Below are 25,726 nucleotides of genomic sequence, written 5' to 3'. Positions count from 1 at the left end.
CCGTCCGCGCCAGGGACCAAAACGCCCGGAGCGTTTTGGAACAATGCCGTCAGAGACTACCATGGATGGTAGCCGTAATCGCGTGGATCGAGCGCCCAGGGAAGGGTTCTCGGCAGGTTTGCCATTTAGCTTCGATCGAGCATTCTGTCCCGACAGGAGGTGAATTGTGACCAGCAAGATAATTGAATCCCTACGTGAAGATATGGCCCTTATGTATAAAGTTGGCGCGATTGACAAGGCAACATTGCGCGGATTCGACGAAATTTGTCCTGCGCCGGTGAAGGAGTCGCCGTGTGCCGACGATAATACAAAAACCGTCCCTAAACCGCAGGATTAAGTCGAGTTTTTTGGATTGACTTTAGTGAACCACCCAGCCCGGCGGGCTCAGCTATCGCCAGCCGGGTTTATTGCGGGGTAATAAGAGACGTATCCGCATCAAGCCGGCCTTTAAGCAGGTCCGACCGGGTGTACACATGATGAATCGGCGCAATGGTCAATGCGATGCGTTCCAGCAGATCCTGGGTCGGCGCCTTTTTGCCCTGCATCACCAGCAGCAGCGGCAATAACAGCACCGCCGTCAGTTGTCCCGCCGACAGATGACGGATACGGGTACCGCGGGAATACTGCATCAGCAAAAACGACGTGCTGATGGCAAAGCCCAGCGCCAGCCCGGCAATCACTTCCGACACCGAATGGGCATGCAAAATGACCCGCGACACGCCGATGGCCAGCGCCAGCAGATAACCACAGGCCACCGCCGCCAACCGAAAGCGCCGGGACGCCCGGCTGGCCAGAATCCAGATCAGCACCGGCCAGATGCTGGCGGATAATGCCGAATGGCCGCTGAACCCGGTAAAATCATAGGCGCGGCTGCCGATGCCCCCGCCCCAAAAGGCCAGCTTCGACACGATAACGACAGCCCCCGCCGCGCCTATCAGCAGCAGCCATTGCAGGCTGGTGCGCCGGGTTTCCGCCTTCCAAAGCAGCAAAGCGACGATAATGACCGCGCAGGGCAGCAACAGCATGGTGTCGCCAAAAAAAGTCAGCCAATGCCAATTCATTCAATAACGCTCAATCTGATTGTATGGGGATAAATAAAACTATGGTTATACTTTACGCAAGCGCGCGTGTTTGCTCCAGCATGAATTATCTTAATTCTGTGACTTAACTCGCTGCAAAGCACAAAATAGATGTTCCAGATAAAGGGAACCCGCCGCTAACACTGGCATCGTTTTCTCCATCACTCTATAATCGTCATACTTCAAGTTGCAGGTGCGTTGGCAATACTCGGCTCAATCATGAGCCTCGCCCTTTGGGGCCGCTGCAGCAGCGTTCAAATCTGCAAAGCAGATTTGTCCTCGCTCACCCCAGTCACTTACCTGAGTAAGCTCCTGGAGATTCGCTGTGTCGCCGCCTTCCTGCAACTCGAATTATTTAGAGTATATAATTGCCGCGTCAAACGCGCCGCAAACGCGTATCCCTTCTCTTTTTACCAGGCCACTTATTGTATGACTGACAAGTCCCACCAGTGCGTTATTATCGGCATTGCCGGCGCATCTGCCTCTGGAAAAAGTCTCATTGCCAGCACGTTGTACCGCGAATTGTGTGAACAGGTGGGCGACGAACATATCGGTATCATCCCCGAAGACAGCTATTATCAAGATCAAAGCCATATGATCATGAGCGAACGGGTAAAAACCAACTACGATCATCCCAGCTCCATGGATCATAATCTGCTGTTCCAGCATCTGCAGATGCTCAAGGCCGGCAAGGCCATCGAAATGCCGGTATACAGCTACCTGGAGCATACGCGCCGTCCGGAAACCCTGCACTTGGCGCCGAAAAAAGTGATTATTCTGGAAGGGATACTGCTGCTCACCGATGTTCGCCTACGAGAAGAGATGAATTTTTCCATTTTTGTCGATACCCCGCTGGATATCTGCCTGCTGCGGCGCATGAAACGCGATGTCAATGAACGCGGCCGTTCCATGGATACGGTGATGGAGCAATATCAGAAGACCGTGCGCCCCATGTTCTTGCAATTTATCGAGCCTTCCAAGCAATATGCGGACATTATTGTCCCACGCGGCGGTAAAAACCGTATTGCCATCGATATACTGAAGGCCAAGATCAGTCAGTTTTTTGAATAAAACGCCCCACCCGCGCAACGGATGCCCGCGAGGATGACGGCCCCTTTTAGCGTCTTACGGAGAAACCCGCGATGAGACTGTGCGATCGTGACATAGAAGCCTGGCTGGACGACGGCCGGCTGGTAATCAGCCCCCGTCCTCCCCTGGAGCGCATTAGCGGCGCTACGGTGGATGTTCGGCTCGGCAATCAGTTCAGGGTATTTCAGGGACACAATGCGGCTTTTATCGACCTGAGCGGCCCCAAGGATGAAGTGACCGCGGCGCTGGATCTGGTGATGAGCGATGAAATCGTCCTGCCCGAAGGGGGCGCGTTTTATCTGCACCCCGCCGAACTGGCCCTGGCGGTCACCCTGGAATCCGTCACGCTGCCGGATAACCTGGTGGGCTGGCTGGACGGCCGCTCGTCCCTGGCCCGGCTCGGTTTGATGGTGCATGTCACCGCCCATCGCATCGATCCCGGCTGGCAGGGTAGAATCGTGCTGGAGTTCTATAATTCAGGAAAGCTACCACTGGCTTTGCGCCCCGGGATGTTGATTGGGGCGCTGAGCTTCGAGCCCTTAAGCGGTCCGGCGGCGCGTCCGTACAATCGCCGCGAAGACGCCAAATACCGCAATCAACAGGGAGCCGTTGCCAGCCGTATCGATAAGGATTAACCCCGCCGGACGCAGGGTTAGGGCAAAGACAACTGATGGGGATTTCATGAAAAGATTACTGACTACGCTGGTCATACTGCTGGCGGTTCTGGTTGTCGGTATCACCGCGCTGGTGATGCTGATCAACCCCAACGATTTCCGTCACTATATGGTCAGCAAGGTTAAACAGCGCAGCGGCTATACCTTGGCCCTGGACGGCGATCTGCGCTGGCATGTCTGGCCGCAGCTCAGCATCCTGGCCGGACATATGACGCTGACCGCGCCCGGCGCCGGCGTAGCGGTGGTGAGCGCGGAGAATATGCGCCTCGACGTCGAGCTTTGGCCGCTGTTGTCCCATCAGCTCGCCATCAAGCAGGTCATGCTGAAAGGGGCAGTAATTACCCTCACTCCCGACAGCGCCGCCCGCCGGCCGGAAAACGCCCCTATCGAGCCGGCCGACACCCCGAACCCGGTGACTCAGCCGGGCTGGTCTTATGACATCGCCAGCCTGAAACTCACCGACAGCCTGATGATCTGGCAGCGGCAGCCCAACGAGCAGATCAACCTGCGGGATTTAAACCTGGATGTAGAGCAAAACGCCACCCGGCAGGCCGACATCACCTTTTCCAGCCGCATCAACCGCGACCAGCGGGATTTGACGGTGTCCCTGAAAGGCAATGTGGATTTAAACCATTATCCGCGCCAGATGACTGCCCGCCTCGACAGCGTTAACTACCAACTGCACGGTTCCGGACTGCCGGCGGACGGCATCAAGGGCGAAGGCAAACTCAGCGCTGACTATTCCCGCACCAACCAGACGCTGGAAATCAGCAATCTGACCCTCAGCGCCAATGACAGCCACCTCTCGGGCCAGGCCAGCGCCAAGATGGATGCGGTGCCGGTCTATCAGCTGGATTTAAACGCGCAGCATCTCAATCTGGACAATCTGATGGGCTTTACCCCGGACAACCCCGCCGATAATAACGGCCAGTCCGCGGCCCACCAAAGCAACGGCAGGCCGATCATCGTCTCCGCCATGGAGGTCCATAATCCGTCATTCCTCAACGCCTTCAACGGCCAGCTAAACCTGACGGCGGATCAGGTCATCTATCACGGTTTGAATATCACCGGCTTCAAAACCCAGGCGGACAATCGCCACGGCCACTTGGCGCTCAACACCCTGAGCGGCAAGCTGGGGGAAGGGGAGTTCAGCCTGCCGGGTACCGTCGATGTCACCGGACCGCAGCCCACATTCGAGTTACATCCCGATATCAAACGGGTGGCCCTCGGACCGTTGATGCAGGCCTTCGCATTGCCGCAAACCCTTACCGGCCTGCTGTCGGTGGAGGGGCAAATCACCGGCCGATCGCTCACCGCCGATGATTTTGCGCAGAACTGGCAGGGCTCCGGCCGGATGGCCCTGGATAATGCCCGACTGGAAGGATTGAATATCCAGCAGCTGATTCAGCGGGCGGTAGCGCGCAGCAACAGCAGCGTCAGCGCGGAGCAACGCACGGAAAACTACTCTGAAGTGAAACAGCTGACTGCTCAGGCCACCTTAAACCACGGCAGCCTGCAATTGGACAACCTGGCGGGTGAATCCGACTTAGTGGCCCTCAGCGGCAACGGGACGCTCAATCTGCCGGGACGGCAGTGCGACGTGAACCTGAATATCAGGGTGCTGCAAGGCTGGCAGGGCGATCCGCAAACGGTAGCGGCCCTGGTGGCCACCCCAATCCCGCTGCGCGTCTACGGCCCCTGGGATGCTCTTAGCTATCAGCTGCATGTGGATCAGCTGATCCGCAAACAGCTTGAGGATGAAGTGAAGCGCCGCCTCAACGACTGGGCGCAGAAAAACCAGAACCACCCGCAAAACAAAAATGTCCAAAAGCTGCTGGAGAAGTTATAACAGCTGCATGTGCAACGGGGAACCCATGGATTGAATACAAGACCGGATCGGACCGTCTAACCGTTCTAACGTGCCGGTCCATGGGCTATTACCCGCTCTATCTCGATTGGCAACGTGGCATTGCAAGCCGGTTACAGTACATAGGCTTTTCGGTCTGGTGAAATGGATTCATACCGTGACCCCGCGCTCGCTCAATTAGAGCATTCGATGGGGTGTCATCTATCCATTAGAGGCTGATTAGCGGAGCCGCCCATTTACGCTGAAAATCTCTTTTAGGCCAGCGATAGATTTTATTTCTGTACTCCGCAGTGCTAAATGCATATCTCAGCGTCGTACCGTTTAAACGTTACAGTTTTCTTTTACGCTTAGTAAATTTAAATTGCCATTATCAAAGGGTTTTACCAACTCAGTACATTTCATAATGTAATCATTTATATTTTCATAGCCCCAAGAATGTATTTTTTGAAAATTAAATATTTTATGTTTTGCTGTTCAATATATTCTTTGATTTCATGCATGACTCATGCGATATAGATTCAATTTGAAGGCATGGAGCGGGTTTAGGTTATAAAATGGGGAGTAACAAATAATACCGTATGATCATTGATAGCAACTGCTTCTCCTTTTTCTTATTGTATTTAGATATTTATAGGGTTCTTCATATTTGTCAAGTGCAGAGATTTTTGTTCTTGCATTCTGCTGATATTTAGAATTTTAGCAATATCATTTAATCGCCCAATATTATCTTGGTTGGAAGAGAAATAAGCGACGGATACCCATAAAAAAGCGCTAACAACTTGCTATATTCTCCTGATAAATACTCTAGAAAATAGATTGCATATATTATAAATATCACAAATGATGCTATCATATATCGAGAAAGAAATCTGTTATCGTATCTCATCATATAAAATATAAAAACCATAACATCACTGACATTAAAATAATCGAGTTTATATTGAATTCTTTTAAATATAAAATCCGCAGGATGTATATAAAAGATACAAATATGGATATTAAACAAAAATACCAATGCTATCGTTTCCCGATATTTTATAAGAACCAATCAATATTGGCACGAAATATTTTATAGCTGTAATAATGCCATGTGGCAGGCCATTAGCATCACGGACACCCCACCAGTAGGTCATTTCTGGAGAAAGTTTTATAAACTCAGGTGCAATCAGACTCCCTGTTCCATGATATGAATATAACATCCAAGGAATCAATGGTAAAAGACCTATGGATATACTGATCAATACATGCCTTTTACTAAAAACGCCACTTAAATATAAGTAAATAAACGGTAGAGTTAAAATTACGGCATTAGTCAATTTTACGCTTACAGCCCAGCCAGAAATAAATGAAGCTAAAAAGAATTTTATAATCTTTTGTTTTACTGGCGATTAGTATGAAACATATAGATGAAACTCCAATTGCCGATGAGAAAATATCATTTTTATATTTCCCCAATTGGTAATACTTCCTATTGTTAGGATTGAAAAAGCAGCCAAAAGAGAAGCGTTTTTCGAAATTTCAAGTCGTCTTGATAACATATAGATTGATAATGGAAGTAAAAAGCGGCATTGGAGTCAAAGAGTTTTAATTTATCGATTAAATCAGGTCGATAAAGCAGAACTCTTAAGTCTGCTACGCTAAGATATAATATATCAAATGGAATATATGTACCATTGTGGAAGAAAGTATCATTATCGACTAAATGACCTGTTACAGACATTAACCAAGGAAAAGCCAAATTATACTTGTATGCATCACTATGTATAAGCACATTGCTAATTGTACTTAAAGTAAAAATAAAAATAAAACAAAAATGATAAAATCAAAAATGATTATCACGCGCCTTAATTTTTATCTCATAAACATTTTTGATAAAGAATCTGAAAAAATTATCAAGCCTAAAATTTTTAAATAAAACACCAAATCATACTTAAAAATTTTTAATGATGCCAAAACATTATATAAAATGAAAAGCCATTCCAATTAAAATTGCCGATATAAATAATTCTAAATCTGACATTTTTTAATTGAAAGTTTTGAGATAAAAATACTCCAATGCCGGCCATTGATATTATGGTAAATGATGCAGATAAAAGTGCCCATGTTATAGAAATGTAATCACGCATTTTATAATCAATCTTTGTATTTGATTTCTTGATAAAATCATTGATATCATATTCCGACTCTTATTTCAATGATATTTAAAACCATGCTGAGATTATCGTTTCTAATATTATTAATAAAATTTAAGGGCGGAATTGTCGGGGATTACGATTGATCTGCTATGTGCGCCGGAATTCAGCGGCCTTACACTCCGGCGAATAACATTTCATAACAGGTTACGTTGCCTTGATTAAGATTTTCAGTATGGGGTGTCAACTATCCTGCCGTAGGGAGACCTGGGAAATCAGCACTTTCAGAATCCGGTGACTCTCTACCTCCAGAATGTCGAACAGGTAATTATCGATAGCAATCCGGTCCCCACCTGGGGATGGTTTGGCTATGCTCCATCAATAATCCTGCCAGAGTGTGATACTCCCGCCGTTCGGCCAGTGAAATATCGATATACCCCGCCAAATCCTCCAGCGGCAGGTAACCGTTGACAATCAGCGTACCGTCGTCGTGCTGCTGTATATCATGGCGCGGATCCATCTCTTCATTCTCCAGCGGCAAATTACCGGCAATGGTCTCCATGATATCGCTCAGGGTAATAATCCCCTCCACCGAACCGAATTCGTCGACGATAAACGCAAAATGGGTATGGGCCTCGCGGAACTGCTCAAGGGCCAGCAACAGCGACAACTGCTCATGAAACACCAGCGGCTGGCGAATAAGCGAGCGGATATCCAACGGCTCTTGACGCAGCTGCTGGGTCAACAAATCAATCACATGCACCACCCCCAGCGGCTCATTGGAGGCTGAATCCTCGGTAATCACCAGCCGGGTGTGCTGGTTGTTTTCCAGCAAGGAAACGATTTTATCCGACGGATCGCGTAAATCGATATGCTCGATATCATGTCGAGAAGTCATTACGCTGCTGACGGCGCGCTGGGCCATGCCCAGCACCCGCTCAATCATGCGCCGCTCCTGCTCGTTGAAGACCTCCTGGCCTTCTCCCTCGTTGTCGGCGATTAACGACGAGGACTGGGCATCCAGCTCCGCCTCCTCGTGCTTACCGTTCAGCATACGCAACACCGCCTCGGCGGTGCGCTTGCGCAACGGCACCGAGGAAGATAAAAAGCGCCGCCGGTTGAACTGCGCCAGCTGATTAAGACATTCAATCCCGATGGAGAATCCGATGGCGGCATACAGATAACCCTTCGGAATAGAGTAACCGAAGCCGTCCGCCACCAGGCTAAAGCCAATCATCAGCAAAAAGCTCAAACAGAGGATAACAATGGTGGGATGAGCATTGATAAAGCGGGTCAGGGCCTTGCTGGCCAGCATCATCACGCCGATGGCCACCACCACCGCCACCATCATTACCGCCAGATGATCCACCATGCCCACGGCGGTAATCACCGAATCCAGGGAAAACACCGCATCCAGAATAACGATCTGCACCACCACCGGCCAGAACCGCGCTCCTTTGCGTTCCGATTCCGATTCATCGTCACTGCCCTCAAGCCGGTCATTGAGCTCCATGGTGGCTTTGAAGATCAGAAAGATACCTCCGGCCAGCATGATCAGGTCACGCGGGCTAAAGGGGTGCCCCAGGGCGGTAAACAGGGGGGATGTCAGGGAGACCAGCCACGACATGGACGCCAACAGCAATAAACGCATCACCAGCGCCAGGGCCAATCCCACTAGCCTGGCGCGATCGCGCTGACCCGCCGGCAGCTTCTCCGCCAGAATGGCTATAAACACCAGATTGTCGATGCCCAACACCAGCTCCAGCACTATCAGCGTTGCCAGACCGGCCCAGATTGTCGGATCGGCGATCCATTCCATAATCGGCGTTTTACCTTATGTATTAGCAGTTCAGAAGGGAATGATGGGAGTTAACCTAAGAAAACTCAATAATTGCTTAATCAAAAAATGAGCAATTTTTAATCGATTTCGAACACCATGAAAGACAAATGACAAAATAATTAAGTTCATTTGTTGATTTGTAACTGGCTACAAGTAAATCTTAATGAATGGTTTGTATATTAATTATTCTGAACTTGATTTAAAAAAAACCTTATGCCATGCAGCTTTAACAGGCCAAAAGAGGCTATGTAATAAGTTTTTGTTATTTCTCAAGGAGATCCAGCAATAAATGTCCATTTTTAGTAAGTAAAACACCCTTCTGCATCGGTCGCTTCTACCGAAACGGGTAGTCTTATTCCTAAAACTCAGGGCAGTGGACATGGAAACCTTGTAAAGAGATAATTAATAATTAGTATAACAATGATGAGGCATATGTTGTGCCAATAGTGTTTTTTGAATAAAAAATGCTAAGGCCGAATGGATTTGTGACAAAGCTAACACTGTTCGGGCGATAGCGCCTGAAGCAAAGCAACAACGATAGGCAGTTTTTGAGAAATGATGAGTGCGCATTGGTAGCTGCAAGCCAAGGGCGGTAGCGTGTCTCGGCATCATTGACGCGCACTGAAATCAACAAAGCCGTTACGGTTTGCTGCAAAATCAGAACATGTTTACTCATTTTTGGCACGCCTGCATGATGTGTTGCACATCACAGCAAAGCCGCTTCAGTGGCTTATAAAATTATAATCGGTGTTTGAGTGATTGCGCTGAACCGTCCTCATTAAGTTATGTCGCAATCGCAGTGAAGGCCGGACAAAGTCAATCCATAACTAAAGCTTCTTTCCTTCCTACCGATAATACTTCCGCCAAGCGCTGACGTGCTTGAGCGCCAGATCAAACAGGATCATAATGATAAGTTCTATAGTTGTATTTTTCAGCTATATTTGCTCAAGTAGTTGTATCTTTACAGTGGATGACCTTCTTAAGAGATGTGAGGCGATGACACGGAACAACCCTTGCAACCGACGTACCTGGACACATAGCGCGATGTTTTGGGACCTTTTGGCATTAACCCCCTTTCGGAAGGCGGTATCAAAGACATGGATACGCTTTTTAGCCGAGCAACAACGAGAGTGACGATAACTCAATGATGACAACAAAACTTAAGTTGATGCCGCTTTTGGTGTCTATTTCTTTGATCAGTGGTTGTACGGTTGTACCCGGTATGCATTTGTCTACAAATGATAAAACGGTAATAAAACAGGATGATTCCAATATTGATATCAGTCAATTTGTGAATGTGTATCCATTAACGCCAAAATTAGTTGAGGAAATGCGGCCTAAGCCGCTAATTTCACAAACAAATTTAACTCTTGATCAAGATCTACAACGATATGAATACCGCGTTGGTGTGGGTGATATATTGACCATAACAGTATATGATCACCCGGAACTGACTACGCCTGCTGGGACCTATCGCAGCGCCAGTGATGCAGGGAACTGGGTTAATGCAGATGGTACTATTTTTATCCTTATATCGGTAAAGTAAAAGTAGTTGGACGCACTGTTGCAGAAATTCGTGATGAAATCACTAATCGTATAGCTCAGTATATCGAAAGTCCCCAAGTCGATGTAAGTATCGCAGCATTTAGATCGCAAAAGGCTTATGTTACAGGTGAGGTGACAAAATCGGGTCAGCAAGCTATAACTAATGTCCCATTAACAGTACTTGATGCAATAAATAATGCAGGGGCATTACAGAATTTGCGGACTGGAGAAATATCGTACTAACGCACAATGGTAAAGACCAGCGATTGTCTTTACAGGCGTTAATGCAGAATGGCGATTTAACTCAGAACCATCTATTATACCCTGGAGATATTCTTTTCATACCGCGCAATGATGAACTCAAGGTTTTGTTATGGGGAAGTCACAAAGCAAGCCACACTTAAGATGGATCGTTCCGGTATGACATTGACAGAGGCATTGGGAAATGCAGAGGTGTGGATCAGTCAGTTTCTAACGCGAAAGGTATCTTCGTCATTCGACCAATACACGGGCCTAAAGGTGGGAAAATAGCTAATATTTATCAATTGGATGCTTCTGATGCTACTGCCTTAGTCATGGGGACGGAATTCCAGCTACAGCCATATGATGTTGTTTATGTCACGGCGGCACCAATTGCAAGATGGAATCGTGTTATTAGTCAGCTAATCCCAACCATCGCAGGAATTTATGATATTTCCCAGGCCGGAAAGAATATACAGGATTTGAATTGACAATGTTTGATTCAATATTAGTTGTTTGTGTAGGAAATATATGTCGTTCGCCTGTAGGAGAGCGTCTACTCAGAAGATACTTACCTTCAAAGGAGATCATATCTGCTGGCGTTAATGCATTAATTGATCACCCGGCGGATGTTAATTCAGTTAGCGTCGCAAAACGAAATGGACTTTCTCTCGATGGGCATAAAGCTAAACAGATAAATAAAGATTTATGTTTATCTAACGACCTTATCTTGGTAATGGAAAAAACAAATTGTTATTATCTGTGATATGGTTCCCGAAGTTAGAGGGAAAATTATGTTGTTTGGGCATTGGTCTGAAAAACTCGAAATTTCCGATCCTTATAAGAAAAGCATAGAAGCTTTTGAGTATGTTCATAAGGCTCTGGATATAAATGCTTTGAAATGGGCCAAGATTCTAAGCCAATAATTAGGTATGATAATGACTGGAAATAATAGAATTTCGTCAGAACAAGACAAACAAGATGATGTCGATTTTAAACGCTTATTAGGTGCTCTTGTTGATAATCGATGGCTTATTATAGCGTGCACAAGTTTTATTACTGTGTTAGGTGTTGTTTATGCATTACTGGCAACACCAGTTTATCGCGCTACTGCACTTATTCAAGTTGAACAAAATACAGGTAATGCGCTGATAAATGATATTACTCGTTTTCTTCCTTCATCCCAACCCATATCAGCTACAGAAATAGAGCTTATACGCTCTAGAATGGTTCTAGGTAAAACAATTGATGATCTTCAATTAGATGATTATGCCGAACCTAAATATTTTCCTATTATTGAAAGGGAATAGCTGCCCTAAGAGGGCACAGCAATGATCAAGAGATTGCTCTTTCAAGTATTTTCGTACCTCCAGAACTTTTAGGAAAAGATCTCACTCTGGATATATTAACTAATAAAAATTTAGGTTAAGTTATAACGGCGATGAGATCTTGGTCGGGAGCGTTGGTGAGAGAGTAGTGCAAAAAATGTCAGTATATTAATTAGTGATATTAAAGGAAAACAAGGTGACTCTTTTGTCATCAGAAAGAATGCAGTGATTGATACGTATAACGATTTATATGATGATTTAGATATTGTCGATAAAGGAAAAGACACAGGTATACTATCGCTTACTTTAACTGGTCAGAATAGAATGCTGACTCAAAAATTCTTGATAGCATCAGTAATAATTATCTAGAACAGAATGTAGAACGTAAATCAGAAGAAGCTGCGAAGAGTCTAGCATTCTTAGAGCAACAATTACCTAATATTAAAAGTAATCTCGATCAGGCTGAGAGTAAGCTCAATACTTATCGCCAACAAAGAGACTCTGTTGATTTAACACTTGAGGCAAAATCAGTACTAGATACTATGGTTGCCGTTGATGCACAACTTAATGAGTTAACATTCCGTGAAGCTGAAATTTCGAAACTATATACAAAAGAACATCCAGCTTATAGAGCTTTATTAGAAAAGAGAAAACTCTTGAAGATGAGAAAGCGAGTCTAAACAAAAAGTAAACGCAATGCCAGAGACACAACAAGAAATATTGCGCTTAACAAGAGATGTTCAAGCTGGTCAGCAAGTATATATGCAATTGCTCAATAAACAACAAGAATTGAGCATTAATAAAGCAAGTACAGTGGGTAATGTAAGAATAGTAGATCATGCTATCACATTCGATAAGCCAATTAAGCCACAAAAGCTTTTAATAACTGTTGGAAGTTTCATATTTGGTTTTTATTGTCATCTATATATGTCATCGTGAAAACTATGTTCAGGCAGGCTATCGAACGACCTGAAGATCTTGAAAGAGTAGGTCTCAGTGTTTATGCAAGTATTCCATTATCAGAGTGGCAACTAAATAAAATAGATTATTGCATGAAAAAGTAGAGGAAGATCAAAAATATTGATTCAGATGTATTATTAGCAACAGGTAATCCAGCAGATCTTGCCATAGAAGCTATTCGCAGTCTACGCACAAGTCTTCACTTTGCCATGCTAGAAGCAAAAATAATGTTTTGGTAATTTCTGGGGCAAGTCCTGAAACAGGTAAGACATTTGTGAGTATGAATCTGGCGGCAGTTCTTGCCCAAGGTGGACAAAAGTATTAGTAATTGATGCGGATATGCGAAAGGGCTACAGTCATGCTATTATGGGGACAACATGGGAAAATGGACTTTCTGACATACTTGTAGGAAAAATTGATTTCGAAAACTCATTGAAGCAGACAGGTGTTGAAAACCTAGATTTTATTCCAAGGGGCAAATACCACCAAATCCTGCAGAACTTTTATTGCAAAAAATTATCAGAATTATTAATATGGGCTGGGGAAAATACGATATTGTCCTGATTGACACTCCACCAATTTTAGCCGTTACTGATGCTGCAATAATTGGTCAACAAAGTGGTTCTGTATTGTTGGTTGCTAGGTTTGAAAAAATACGGTTAAAGAAGTTGAGATAAGTGCAAATAGATTTATGCAAAGTGGTATTGAAGTAAAAGGAGTGATTCTTAATGCAATTGTCAGACGTGCTGCTGCATATTATAGCTACGGTTATACATATGAACCATATTCATATAAATCGTAATAAGGTCAAAGGTTGGTGTAGCACTTTTCTTTTAAGTAATATTACTGTAAGTGTAAAAAATGGTAAATACTAGAAAAGTTCTCGGACTTGCAATTATAAGCTCTCTTTTTCAAAGATTTCAGGAGTGACATTTCAGGTCGTATCAATCCCAATCATAGTCCATATGTTAGGAAAATCAGATTTCGGCTTATTCCTAGCTTATACTGGGTTTTCAACATGGCTATCATTGTTGTCTTTGGGAATTGCACCAACGATCATTAGCTTAGCAGCTGATAATCGGCGTAGTTCGGAGTTACCAAATGCCTACTTTATGGCATCACTAATTTTGGCGGTTATATTTCTGGCGATGAGCCTTGTATTTATTGTTTTACAACCTTTTTAGCTCCACATTCAATCATTTTTCAGAAGATAATTCAGCATTATTTTGGTGCGCATATGTCGTGTTTTCCTTAAGTATAATCCTTTCGATTGGTGATGCCATCAATCAAGGGCAACAACGTCAGCATATTAATAATATTAATTTTGCATTTGCGAATTGTATAAATATGCTCGCAATATACTTAGCTTGGTTATATTTTGATCATAAAGTTGTAGCAGTTGTATTTTTAGTGAGCCAGAGCGGGATTGTGCTTAGTAAGCTTTTAACTCTGGATTAGTAATTAAAAGAGTGGGGATGAAATTCGCCATCTTAGGTAGTCAGTTTATAAAGGAATTTATCAGAAATAGTGGATCGTTTTATTTATGCAAATGTCAGTATTAATTTCACAGCAGGCGATCGTTATACTATGCCTTGAAAAGGTTGGAAGCACCGTATCGGGAGAGGTTAGCCTAATATTTCGTGCTTACGCATTATTAGGCAGTGTGCTAACTATGATTAGTCAGCCAATGTGGCCTATATTAAAACTGCGTTGACTGAAAACAAACATTTTGGGTTAAGCAAATATATAAGAAACTTTATTTATTTTACTTATTATATGGACTAAGTGTTTTATTTTTCATTAGCTTATTTGGCACCAAGATATTTTCTCTTTGGACTTCAGGTGTTTATAAGCTAGGTTTATCAAGCTGTTTTTAATCGGTGTACAGTTTTTATTGATTTGTCTTGTTCAAGCGACAACTGTGATTATGATGGGATTAGGTGCTTTCTATCAATTAGCTAAAATATTAATGTTAGAGGCATTTATTGGATTCTTATATGCATTTATACTTTTAAATTTTAACCATGCTTTTCCATTATCCTATTTACTGCTAGGGCTAATCATGGTCAATTTGTTAACATCCTTTTGGTTATTGCCACTAAATGCGTTCAAATTATTAAAACATGATCATGAAAATTTAAAAGGCATTCAAAACAATTAGGGGCAAATAATGGATTATATTATAAGCTGGTTCTATGTGGAAAATGATGAAGTATATAGTAAATATCCTCAGGTGGGGCTGATTCTAAAAGCAGCAAATTCCAGAATACATACTGGCGATGTATTGCGTGTTTTATTATAGTTGCATAAAAGAAAACAAAAATAGAAGATATGTTTTTATACAAATTTGCAAAGTTTACCAATTATTGATGGTTTCGATTTTTCAATTTTCTTTAAAGAAAATAAAATAGAAGTGATCAAGCAAAATCTTACTTTTAAGACGCCACCTGATTGGTTTGGATCATGGAGAAATCAGTTTTATATTTTTGATATTTTATATGATCTAGAAACAAAAGGATTTGATAAAGATGATTGTATATTAATATTAGATTCAGACTGTATCATAACAAAAACTTAGATCCCATATTTAGAGATTTAAAAATAGGGGTTTTAGTTTATTCTTGTAGATATCCCGATAATCATGTTATTAACGGGATTACTAAAAACAAATGTGTGATATTTATAATGAAATATATAATGAAAATAAAATAATTGATTATTTTGGCGGTGAGTTCATAGGGTTAAGAGCAGATATGATAAGCAATATATTGAAGGAATTTAAATTTTATGGGAATGCAATTTTAAGTTATATGAAAAAAAGAGACTAAATTAAACGAAGAAGCACATTTTTAAGCATAATATATGAAAGATTAAATTTGATTTTTCTAGTACGAGAGGACTATATTAAAAGAATTTGGAATACACCGAAATACTGGAACGCAAAAGAGAAAGATTCAAGTATATTTATTCTTCATATGCCTGCACAAAAGATTACTGGTTTTAAATATTTCTTTGATAAAAAATAAAACATAATAAAGATTTTCAATTAGATGATATTATTGAAAAATTTTATCTCTCAGATAAAAGAAAAATTACCAGAGATATTCGTGATTATGTCACAAAGATACTTTTCGATTGGATAAAATATGAATATTTATCCATATAAAGGATATATATGTCAAAAAAATATTTCTAATTTATATTATAATTTCGTCAGTAATAGCATACTTTGCTGTTGCTACAAAGTTAATTGAAATACCATACAACTATGAATATGAATTTGACACTCATGATCTAACAGAACCATTGTTATATATATTGATAGCGGGTCTTTCTTTTATAATTGGATATGGTAGAAAAAGGAAAAAATAAAATCTCAAATTGTAAATGACTTAGGTGCTAACGTTAAATTAAAAAGGTTTAAATTTAAAATTACCCCTACAATAATATTGTTATTTATGTTATTACAAATAATTATTGTTCTATATATCTCTTTGAAACTTCTAAATGCACTAAATGATGCAGATGATTTTCGTTATCTTCATTACAGGCCATTAAGTGATAAAATAACAAGTATATTGCTGCTTCTTCAAGCTATAATGCCAATAGTTTTTAAGTAAAATTTATTAAAAACTTTTGCAATAATCATATGCATTGTAATAGGCTTTTTATTTTCATGGGTCGACGCGAGTCGTGCTGGAATTCTTAGTCTTGCAGGAATGCTACTTTTAACTTTGATGAATAAAAATATTTTCAAATGCTTTTTTACGTCCCTAACATTATTTTATTTTGTGATTGCAATGGTAGCGCGAGCCTACAATAATAGATTGGATACTGAAGTATTTTTTCGATTATGTCCTCCGTTGGAGATAATTTTATTCTGCTATAGTGTCTGTGTTATCTTATTTTACGGCATTTTCTATTTTACAATTTTCTTATGTCGTGCAGACCGGGGCAGGTATATACCATTTATATGATCTGATTTATGCGATTACTCCTTTACCATCGTTTTTGGCCTTCAATTCCTGATTATACCTTGTGGCGCGTTGATGTTTATAGACCAATGGGGCTGCATCAGAATTGTTGAGGGTTTCAATTTTGCATTTTGTTTATTCTTTTGTTTTATTGGGTTTATCGCTAAAAATAGATTTAATGACAAATAACACATTAAGATTGCTAGCTATTTGTATATTTAGCATGAGTTGTGTATTGATTTTTCAATACAATCTTCGATCGGTCGAATGGTTTATATATATTTTAGCACTCATGTGTTTAATGGATAAGTACTTGGAAAAAGGAAACAAAAAAATTAGACGTTTTCAATTTAATTAGGACTCCATGTATGAAAGTGATTTTTTCAACCGTATATGACATCATACCGAGAAGCATTTTTGAAGACATTAGTAAAAAATAGAAAATTTCACTGTCTATTGTGGATATACACCAAAAATTTTCAGGAGTCAGGTGAAACGAATTTTGCCATCAAAAGATTCAATCAAGAAAACCGTTTGGGAATGATTCATTTTAAAGGCATAGACTGGAAATATATATTAAAGAATAATATAACTGTGATTCATTTCGGTGACTTCAAATATTCATCTTTGCAAATTTTGCTGATGTCAAAAATATTTTATAAATTTAAGCTTTATTTGCATGGGCAAGGTGGGTATAAAAAAAGGATTACTGCAAAGATAATCTACATCAGCAGCTTGATGATCTGCGATGGTTATATTTGTTATAATAAATTTTGCGCAGAGTCTTTAAAAGATAAAATGCCTAAATTTCTACATAAGAAAATAAAAACATAGATAATTTTTATATTTGGAACCAGTAGTAAATATAAATAAATCGCCTAATGATAGCATAGCCTTTATAGGACGATTACGGCCAGGAAATGGCCTAGAGATTCTATTAGACGCTATAAATCTAGCTTCTAATAAAGTAAAAATCTTAAAATAGATATAATTGGCGGAGGTGATCAAAGTTATATTGAACACTTGAAAAGAAAATACCCTTCGCAATTTTCCATGGAACTATTTACGAAGATCAATTAATTAAAAGGATTTTTCAAATTCTTTGTTAGGTTCATACGGGGTGACGCTGGTCTTTCCGTTGTTCACTATATGGCGTTAGGACTTCCAGTTATTGTCCACTCAAACTTTCATAAACATATGGGACCTGAACCCAGCTACGTAGAGGATGGCGTTAATGGATTGTTGTTTTCGCGTAATGACGCCCAGGACCTTTCAGATAAAATAGTAAAGTTGTCATTAGACCGTGGATTACGTAATAATTTAGCCAATGGTGCACTAACTACCTTTGTAAAATTAACTACTGATTCTATGGGTAGTCAAATATTGAAAATACTTGAGGAAAATTCATGATTTTCTTAGTTGATATGCCCCACCGGTGCACGGCATGTCTAATATCAATAAAGCTATGTATGATATTTATTCTTTGGATGGATCAAAATCTAAACTTATAGATACCAGCCCAAAAATTTCATAAACTGTTTAATTCAAAATTTTGGATTTTTATTAAATTATTACATTCTTTAAAGGTGATATTACAATTATTTTCAGTATTGATTTCAACAAATGATAGAAAAATTTATCGAGCTATCAATGGTGGGAAAGGGCAATTTTTGATTTTATTTATCTCTTTATATGCGCAAAATTTAATTGTTCGATTTTCATTCATCATCATTCTTTTGCATACCTAAATAAAAGTCTAACTTATTTGCCAATATTTGCGCTATAACAGAGAACAAAGCCTATCACATAGTTTTAGGCGAAAAATGAAAGATCTACTTCTACTGGTATACTCGATTTCTCCAGCGAAAGTAGGAGTACTTTCTAACTCTGTTTTTTCAAGAGCAGAATATAGAATTATACTCTGATAAATCTGCTGATCATAACAGTAATGTTATTACTATAGGATATTTAGCGAATATATCAATCGATAAAGGTATAGATGTATTTTCGAGAGTGTGTCAAACGATACGAGATAGAAATATACCGTTCAGCGCCATCATTGCAGGTCCATTTTCTGACGAGTTTTCTAAAAAATCGTATTAGATATGACTCAACACTCAAATATCCAATATCTAGGCCCTATTTATGGGGATGCCAAAACCAATTTTCTTGAAAAATTGGACTTTTAGTTTTTCCATCAAAATATAAAATGAAGCTGAACCTTTGGTCGTTTACGAAGCTGCTCAATTGGGCGTTATAATTGTCGGCAGCGAAGTCGGTTGTATGAAAGAAATGATATTCTCACTTAATGGAATCTCATACCCGTTAAGTAATGATAACATTAGTAATTTTGCGAATTTTGTAGTCGACGAAATACATGCTATAACAAAATCAGATAGACTTATGCCCATTTCTAAGCAGCAAAGAATTAATAATTTTAAAAGATATCAAATTATCAATTTGAAATTTTTAAATCTTTTGCTCAAGGAATTTAAAATGTTTGAATTGAAAAATTTTAGAATGCCTAAAAATTTTAGAGGGCGCAATATATTTGCTGTGCAATTATGGTGGTTTGTTCAATCAACATTGTTTGCATGTTCACCACAGGTTTTCTATAAATGGAGAATTTATATTCTTAGAGTTTTGGTGCAAAAATTGGGCGAAATGTAATTATTAGACCTTCAGTAAAAATAACTTATCCATGGAAATTAAAAGTTGGAGATTACTCATGGATTGGAGATAATGTAGAGCTATATACTTTAGGCCAGATAACAATAGGTTCAAATACTATTATATCGCAAAGGTCATACTTATGTACTGGCGGTCATGATTACGGTAAAAGACATTTGATATTTTTCTTTACCAATCGTTATAGGGATAGTTGTTGGCTTGCTACAGATATTTTTGTTGCTCCTGGAATTAGTATTGGAAATGGTTGTATTATAGGAGCCCGAAGTTCAGTATTCAAAATTTACCTGAAGAAACAATATGCTATGGTAACCCTTGTTCAGTTATTCGTAAAAGAAATTTATAGGTGAGGAAAATTGTATGTCAAAAGTTGCATTGATTACTGGCGTTACAGGACAGGACGGTTCGTATTTGGCAGAATTACTCCTTGATAAGGGATATACTGTTCATGGTATTAAACGAAGGTCCTCTTTATTCAATACTGAACGTGTTGATCATATATATCATGATCCACATGAATCGGATTCACGTTTTTCTTGCACTATGGGGATTTGTCCGATACATCCAATTTGACAAGACTTCTCGCGGAGATCAAGCCAGACGAGGTCTATAATTTAGGTGCTATGAGTCATGTGGCTGTATCATTTGAATCGCCAGAATATACTGCAGATGTCGATGCATTGGGTACACTACGTATTTTAGAAGCATTACGTTTTTGGGGCTAGAAAAGGAAACTCGATTCTATCAAGCTTCCACTTCCGAACTATATGGGTTAGTACAGGAAATACCTCAGAAAGAAACAACACCATTTTATCCGCGCTCACCCTATGCTGTTGCTAAACTATATGCCTATTGGATAACTGTAAATTACAGAGAAGCATACGGTATGTATGCCTGCAATGGAATCCTATTTAATCATGAATCACCTCGTAGGGAGAGACATTTGTTACCCGTAAAATAACAAGAGGTTTAGCAAATATTGCGCAAGGACTAGAACATTGTCTCTTTTGGGAAATTTAGACTCCTTGAGAGATTGGGGCATGCTAAAGATTATGTAAGGATGCAGTGGATGATGTTACAACAAGAAAAGCCGGAAGATTTTGTTATTGCAACGGGGATTCAGTATTCTGTACGTCAATTTATAGAATTTGCTGCTAATGAGTTAGGTATTACATTGCGTTTCGAAGGAAAAGGAGTTGACGAAAAGGTATTGTCGTTTCAATAGAAGGTAACAATGCTCCTCATGTCAGTCCAGGTGATATAATTGTTGCTGTCGATCCACGTTATTTCCGTCCTGCTGAAGTAGAAACTTTGCTAGGAGATCCAGCTAAAGCCAAGAAAAATTGGGATGGACTCCGACTATTACTTTGAAGGAATTGGTCGAGGAAATGGTTCAAAATGATCTCGAAACTGCCAAAAACATGCTCTGCTTAAAAACATGGTTATAAAGTTTCAATACCATTGGAGTGATTTATGAAAAAATAGAATTTATGTTGCTGGTCATAAGGGAATGGTCGGGGCAGCTATAGTGAAACAGCTAGCTCTATCTGATTCTAACCAAATAATTGTATCAGACAGGAACACGTTAAATCTTTTAGATAGAAATGCAGTACTGGATTTTTCTCTAAAATGATATTGATCAGGTCTATATGGCTGCTGCTAAAGTAGGCGGAATTGCAGCTAATAACACATATCCTGCGGATTTTATTTATGAAAATCTGGTAATCGAAAGTAACGTTATAAATGCCGCACATCAATATTCGGTTGATAAGCTACTATTTTAGGATCTTCTTGTATATATCCTAAAATGGCGCACCAACCAATTCGAGAAACGGAATTGCTACAGGGGACGCTTGAGGAAACTAATGAGCCCTATGCTATTGCTAAGATAGCAGGGATAAAATTATGTGAATCTTATAATAGGCAATTTAAACATGATTATCGTTCAGTAATGCCTACAAACCTTTATGGGCCAAATGATAATTTCCACCCAAATAATTCGCATGTGATACCTGGACTTTTACGCAGATTCCACGAAGCAAAACTGAATGAAACTCCTGAGGTTATTGTCTGGGGTAGTGGAAGACCTATGAGGAATTTTTACATGTTGATGATATGGCTGCGGCAAGTATTTATGTTATGAACCTTGACAAAAAAATACAAAGAAAATACACAAGAGATGCTTTCCCATATCAATATAGGTACAGGTCAAGATTGCACTATTGCAAAGCTTGCAGAGACAATTTCAAAAGTTATGGGATATGATGGGAAAATAATATTCGATAGCACTAAACCGGACGGAACGCCTAGAAAATTATTAGATGTGACTAGGCTAAAAATTTGGGTTGGGAGGCTGCTATCCCTCTTGAGCAAGGTCTAAGAGACACATATAATTGGTTTTAGCTAATCAAGAAAGATTCAGAGGCTGAAATGTTCCTTGATACCAATTCTTTTAAATTTATTATAAAAATGCGCCATTGGTCTCTATTGATTTAATTATTGAAGATGTAGGGGAATACTTGTTAGGATACAGAACAAATAGACCCGCATCTGGTTCTTGGTTTGTTCCTGGTGGTCGAATTTTAAAAGATGAAAATTTGGAAACAGCCTTCAAACGCATAATAAGTACTGAAACCGGATGTATTGATAGAACTGCGACAGTTTCTTGCAGTACTTTTAAGGAGTATTCGAACATTTTATAAAGATAATTATTTTGATGATACAGAAACAACACATTACGTTGTTTTAGCTTACCAGATAAAGCTTGCAAGAAAATCACTTAATCTTAATAATATACAGCATTCAAGTTATAGATGGTTCACTCCAAAAGAGCTTACTGAAACAGTAGCCGTTCATTCTAATACTAAAGCTTATTTTTATAATACATATTTTAAGGCGGTTTTAACTAATGAAAATATTATTATATGGTATCAATTTTCTCCAGAACTTACTGGAACAGGAAAATATACTGGAGAAATGTTTGAATGGATGAAAATTAATAACTGCGATGTTAGAGTTATAACCGCGCCTCCATATTATCCAGAATGGGAAATTCATAAGGGATACTCTGCTTGGAAATATTCATGTGAAACAAAAGATAATTCAAAAATAATACGTTGTCCTCTTTTGTGCCAACAAAGCTAACGACAAAAAAGATTATTACATCTCATTAGTTTTGCTTTAAGCTCATTTTTCCCTTTTAGCTCAAGTGAAATGGAAACCAGACATAATTATCACAATTGTTCCAACGTTATTTTGCGTTCCAGGTATGATTTTGGTTAGTAAGGTAAGCAAATCAAGAACACTAATACATATTCAGGATTATGAAATTGATGCCATGATTGGTTTGGGCATGGTTAAGCAAGGCGCCTTTGCAAAATTAGCCATTTCTTTTGAACGTTGGTGTCTAAAATCTGTAGACCATGTCTCAACCATTTCAAAAGAATGATTGAGAAGGGATTGAGAAAGGAATAAATGACTCGAAACTAATTTTTTTCCAAACTGGTCAGAAGTTAATAGGTTTAAAGAAGTTGATGAAAAGGAAGTTGCTAGGTTAATACAAGATATGAAAATCCCTGCTAACAATAGAATCATTCTTTATTCAGGGAATATTAGTGCTAAACAAGGATTAGAGGTTGTGATTGATGCTGCTAAGGAGATGGCAAAGGAAAATGTCATTTTTTAATTGTAGGTCAAGGTGGTGGCAAAGACGCCTTAGAGAACTACTCTCGAACACTTAATTTATCAAATGTTATTTTTAGCCCATTATTGCCATATTCGCAGCTCCCTCTATTATTAAAGATGGCCGATTGTCATTTAGTGATTCAGAAAAAAGGTGCGGCAGATTCTGTGTTACCATCAAAATTGACTAATATTCTGGCGGTTGGGGGTAATGCAGTTATAACGGCGGATATAAATACCGAATTGGGGCAACTATGTATTGATTTTCCTGGTATAGCTATTTTATCGGAACCCGAATCTTGTTCTGATCTTATAATCGCTATACGAAAAGCGCTATATATGCCAAAATTTAACACCATTGCTCAGAATTACGCTAAAAATTATCTTGATAAAGAAGAAATATTAAACAATTTTATTAATACTATCAAGTAATAAAATTTTTATTATCTGTTCACTCATAATTTTTGTGTTAGCATGTAACATTAGGCTCTAAAATATGAAACTGATCTTATGTCGCCGCATGCTTTTGAGATTGATGTTACCATCAACACTGATGGGATTGTTTTATGTTAGAAAAGGTGTCGCTACTCAATTTCCAGTCATCGCAAATAATACTAGTACAAGTGTAAACTTAGTCGATAAAAATAATATCACCGAGGAAACAAAACAGATAATTTTTTCAGCAATACATGAGTTAAATTTATCGAAATTTCTTAATTTTTGTGAAACCATCAATGAATTGCGTGAAATCATACCAACAGGTAATTTACGGCAAGTCTATGTTAATCGTTATTATAATTATGATAGCAAGAATGAATATACAAAAGATATAGGTAGTGGTTTTTTACTATGATAGAGAAGACCAGTCATCTACTGATGATGGAGGAATGATCATAATTGGAAAAGATGGTTCTTGTTGGAAGCGTAGGATTGAGGATTTTGTTGATGTCGGTTGGTTTGGAATAATCCCTGAGAAAGATTGCACCAAACAAATAGATAATTGTGTATCATTTGCAATGAGTCGTGGCATATTTTATAAAAAGATAGATGAGAATGTTAACGACCTTGAGCTTGATGGTATTGAGATTAGATGGGGTCTGGGTGAATATTTATATAACGGCAGTGGTTTTATTCGGAACAAAGGGAGTAATTTTTCCAAATCTCTTTTATGAAGGGCGAGGGAAACAAAACTGTTTTAAAGGTCACAAGTGATATTTTTTATAAGCATGACTGATTGTAGTGAATTATTATTATCAAATATTTCATTTATTGGAGGCAAAGGCATATTTCAAATTTTAGATAATGCACCCAATGTCAGACAAAATTTTGTAGTAACCGATTGTATATTTGCCAATCAATCTACTAACTGCATATCATCCAATTCATCAGATATGCCAAATCTAAAGATAACAAACTGTAAATTTATTGATAAATCTTGCCAAGCGATTGCGATCGCCTTCGTTGGCCTAACGGATTCATTTAATATAAGTAACAATGAGTTTTTGGTTTTAAATATAAAATAAAATTAGGAAGGGGAGGAAACAACGCATGGATATTTCAGAATTTTTTTTGTGGGGGCAAAAGTAATTGCGCAGATATTTGGATTATACCATCAGAAAAATTCAATAATTCTGGTCAAGGGCTAAGGATTACTAGTAATAAATTTGGGAATGAGTTAATTAGCAAAGATTTATTGAGAATATTAATTTGTAGCCCATTAGAAGACCAAGATAAACCCAGAAGCTTGTCATTACCAGATTATGAAAAATAAATTTTGGTTATGTTTCTGGTACAGATATTTCAGGTAATTTATTTAATGGAATATCTGGTATGCGTAACGGTATTATTTATTCATTAACAAATAAAATAAGTGGTCTTACTTGGTCTAATAATCATATCGGTGGTGGGATCAATCCATTAGTATTGGAATTTGACTCACGGATAACTGAATTGCCTGGTTTTGATAATTTTGCAATAATTTTTTATGCATCTGGCAATGATTCCATTAACAATGAAATTGTTCAATCTGTATCTAATCTACGTGGAATTGGATTTATATCGGACCCATTGCAATTTTTTGCTGAATCAATTGAAGGAAATTTCACAAGTGACAATGGACTATCCACTAGTATTCTAGCAACATGGTCAAGTGGAGATAATTTATCTAGAAATGCTGCACTAGAGTCGAATATAAGTTCTTTGATTGTAGAAGATGAAAATTCTTTTATAATAAAAAAAATTCGGACTCCTGCTCTAGGAAAATTAGGAAAAATTAATATCGATATTGCTGTTTTGCCAATAATAAACCATCCTCTGAAATTGGCTTGTTCTCTTATTAGAGTTCTAAATGGCAAACAATTAACTGTAGTAAAGAGGGTAATTACGGTTACTAACGATTCAAAGATTTTTCAATTACTTTTCTACCACAAAATATTGCGGGTGATTGGAGGCTAATATTATGTCCAATTGATAAAATAAATGGTTCAAATTTTTCGAAAATTTTTTAATAAAATATTTATCCATACACCAATTTGATTTTTATACAGAGAATATAAGTACTATACCGAATATCGGTATTCACTAAAATAGTGCTTTCTCTAAATAATAATTTCTGAAATCTTGTCTTTCG

General features: G+C 39.3%; 14 protein-coding genes and 8 pseudogenes. 18 read left to right on the top strand and 4 right to left on the bottom strand.

All coding sequences use genetic code 11. The features are described 5' to 3' along the window. The first annotated feature begins 166 nt into the window (after positions 1-166). The gene (locus tag GTU79_RS18545; protein ID WP_203523418.1) at positions 167-337 is read left to right on the top strand and encodes a hypothetical protein; all 171 of its coding nucleotides are present in this window, start codon (positions 167-169) and stop codon (positions 335-337) included. Positions 338-404: 67 nt separating this feature from the next. Here GTU79_RS18545 and GTU79_RS18540 read toward each other — a convergent pair whose 3' ends face one another. Next, positions 405-1,061: a phosphatase PAP2 family protein gene (locus GTU79_RS18540; protein ID WP_214513253.1), complete on the bottom strand. Its 657-nt coding sequence runs from the start codon at positions 1,059-1,061 to the stop codon at positions 405-407. 447 nt (positions 1,062-1,508) lie between these two features. Between GTU79_RS18540 and udk the strand changes: the two genes are divergently transcribed. From udk to asmA, 3 genes are all read left to right on the top strand, one after another. Continuing rightward, positions 1,509-2,150: a uridine kinase gene (udk, locus tag GTU79_RS18535; protein WP_203523416.1), complete on the top strand. Its 642-nt coding sequence runs from the start codon at positions 1,509-1,511 to the stop codon at positions 2,148-2,150. Positions 2,151-2,221: 71 nt separating this feature from the next. Beyond that, positions 2,222-2,803: a dCTP deaminase gene (gene dcd / locus GTU79_RS18530; protein WP_203523415.1), complete on the top strand. Its 582-nt coding sequence runs from the start codon at positions 2,222-2,224 to the stop codon at positions 2,801-2,803. Positions 2,804-2,849: 46 nt separating this feature from the next. Then, entirely contained in the window at positions 2,850-4,691 is a 1,842-nt protein-coding gene (gene asmA / locus GTU79_RS18525; protein WP_203523414.1) for an outer membrane assembly protein AsmA, read from the top strand. A 1,016-nt stretch (positions 4,692-5,707) separates the two neighbouring features. Here the strand turns inward: asmA and GTU79_RS18520 are convergent. The 3 genes and pseudogenes from GTU79_RS18520 to GTU79_RS18510 all read right to left on the bottom strand — a co-directional run bounded on the left by GTU79_RS18520 (position 5,708) and on the right by GTU79_RS18510 (position 9,357). Further along, positions 5,708-6,025, bottom strand: a complete 318-nt coding sequence (locus tag GTU79_RS18520; RefSeq protein WP_214513252.1) for a hypothetical protein — start codon at positions 6,023-6,025, stop codon at positions 5,708-5,710. Positions 6,026-7,084: 1,059 nt separating this feature from the next. Then, a pseudogene (locus GTU79_RS18515) lies at positions 7,085-8,660 on the bottom strand (TerC family protein). Between the two features lie 430 nt (positions 8,661-9,090). Beyond that, positions 9,091-9,357 (bottom strand): hypothetical protein, encoded by a 267-nt coding sequence (locus GTU79_RS18510; protein ID WP_214513251.1) that lies wholly within the window; start codon positions 9,355-9,357, stop codon positions 9,091-9,093. A gap of 468 nt (positions 9,358-9,825) precedes the next feature. Between GTU79_RS18510 and GTU79_RS18505 the strand changes: the two are divergent. From GTU79_RS18505 to GTU79_RS18440, 14 genes and pseudogenes are all read left to right on the top strand, one after another. Further along, positions 9,826-10,957, top strand: a pseudogene (locus GTU79_RS18505) (polysaccharide export protein). A 2-nt stretch (positions 10,958-10,959) separates the two neighbouring features. Continuing rightward, positions 10,960-11,392: pseudogene (locus GTU79_RS18500) on the top strand (arsenate reductase/protein-tyrosine-phosphatase family protein). A gap of 12 nt (positions 11,393-11,404) precedes the next feature. After that, a pseudogene (locus GTU79_RS31510) lies at positions 11,405-13,556 on the top strand (polysaccharide biosynthesis tyrosine autokinase). A gap of 163 nt (positions 13,557-13,719) precedes the next feature. Next, complete coding sequence (locus tag GTU79_RS31505; protein ID WP_420854192.1) at positions 13,720-13,938, top strand: hypothetical protein; 219 nt, start codon at positions 13,720-13,722, stop codon at positions 13,936-13,938. 3,207 nt (positions 13,939-17,145) lie between these two features. Further along, the gene (locus GTU79_RS18485; protein ID WP_214513249.1) at positions 17,146-17,562 is read left to right on the top strand and encodes a hypothetical protein; all 417 of its coding nucleotides are present in this window, start codon (positions 17,146-17,148) and stop codon (positions 17,560-17,562) included. Positions 17,563-17,877: 315 nt separating this feature from the next. Then, positions 17,878-18,138: a glycosyltransferase gene (locus GTU79_RS31500; RefSeq protein ID WP_214513248.1), complete on the top strand. Its 261-nt coding sequence runs from the start codon at positions 17,878-17,880 to the stop codon at positions 18,136-18,138. A 1,086-nt stretch (positions 18,139-19,224) separates the two neighbouring features. Continuing rightward, a pseudogene (locus GTU79_RS18475) lies at positions 19,225-19,762 on the top strand (WcaF family extracellular polysaccharide biosynthesis acetyltransferase). A gap of 14 nt (positions 19,763-19,776) precedes the next feature. After that, positions 19,777-20,641, top strand: a pseudogene (gene gmd / locus GTU79_RS31495) (GDP-mannose 4,6-dehydratase). 285 nt (positions 20,642-20,926) lie between these two features. Next, positions 20,927-21,845: pseudogene (locus tag GTU79_RS18465) on the top strand (GDP-L-fucose synthase family protein). Between the two features lie 48 nt (positions 21,846-21,893). Next, on the top strand, positions 21,894-22,118 hold the full coding sequence (locus GTU79_RS31170) for an NUDIX domain-containing protein (protein ID WP_338091415.1): 225 nt from the start codon (positions 21,894-21,896) through the stop codon (positions 22,116-22,118). A 206-nt stretch (positions 22,119-22,324) separates the two neighbouring features. Continuing rightward, positions 22,325-23,529 (top strand): annotated as a pseudogene (locus GTU79_RS18455) (WcaI family glycosyltransferase). Between the two features lie 64 nt (positions 23,530-23,593). Beyond that, a complete protein-coding gene (locus tag GTU79_RS18450) occupies positions 23,594-23,950 on the top strand; it encodes a hypothetical protein (protein WP_214513247.1) in 357 nt (118 codons plus the stop codon). After that, on the top strand, positions 23,934-24,269 hold the full coding sequence (locus tag GTU79_RS18445; protein WP_214513246.1) for a hypothetical protein: 336 nt from the start codon (positions 23,934-23,936) through the stop codon (positions 24,267-24,269). Before GTU79_RS18450 ends, GTU79_RS18445 begins: the two co-directional genes overlap by 17 nt. Before the next feature lie 658 nt (positions 24,270-24,927). Next, complete coding sequence (locus GTU79_RS18440; RefSeq protein ID WP_214513245.1) at positions 24,928-25,551, top strand: hypothetical protein; 624 nt, start codon at positions 24,928-24,930, stop codon at positions 25,549-25,551. The last annotated feature ends 175 nt before the right edge of the window (positions 25,552-25,726 follow it).

Origin of the sequence: Sodalis ligni (genome assembly GCF_016865525.2) — a bacterium.
Classification (GTDB): Bacteria; Pseudomonadota; Gammaproteobacteria; order Enterobacterales; family Enterobacteriaceae; genus Acerihabitans; species Acerihabitans ligni.
The sequence above is the reverse complement of the archived record's forward strand: the minus strand, read 5'-3'. Positions and strand labels throughout refer to the sequence as shown.

Bases quoted from the DNA above. Each gene is read 5' to 3' on its own strand.
- GTU79_RS18540 (WP_214513253.1), bottom strand. From the start codon at position 1,061: ATGAATTGGCATTGGCTGACTTTTTTTGGCGACACCATGCTGTTGCTG.
- udk (WP_203523416.1), top strand. From the start codon at position 1,509: ATGACTGACAAGTCCCACCAGTGCGTTATTATCGGCATTGCCGGCGCA.
- GTU79_RS18440 (WP_214513245.1), top strand. From the start codon at position 24,928: ATGCGTAACGGTATTATTTATTCATTAACAAATAAAATAAGTGGTCTT.
- asmA (WP_203523414.1), top strand. From the start codon at position 2,850: ATGAAAAGATTACTGACTACGCTGGTCATACTGCTGGCGGTTCTGGTT.
- dcd (WP_203523415.1), top strand. From the start codon at position 2,222: ATGAGACTGTGCGATCGTGACATAGAAGCCTGGCTGGACGACGGCCGG.
- GTU79_RS31505 (WP_420854192.1), top strand. From the start codon at position 13,720: ATGTTAGGAAAATCAGATTTCGGCTTATTCCTAGCTTATACTGGGTTT.
- GTU79_RS18450 (WP_214513247.1), top strand. From the start codon at position 23,594: ATGAAACTGATCTTATGTCGCCGCATGCTTTTGAGATTGATGTTACCA.
- GTU79_RS31500 (WP_214513248.1), top strand. From the start codon at position 17,878: ATGGCGTTAGGACTTCCAGTTATTGTCCACTCAAACTTTCATAAACAT.
- GTU79_RS18510 (WP_214513251.1), bottom strand. From the start codon at position 9,357: ATGAGTAAACATGTTCTGATTTTGCAGCAAACCGTAACGGCTTTGTTG.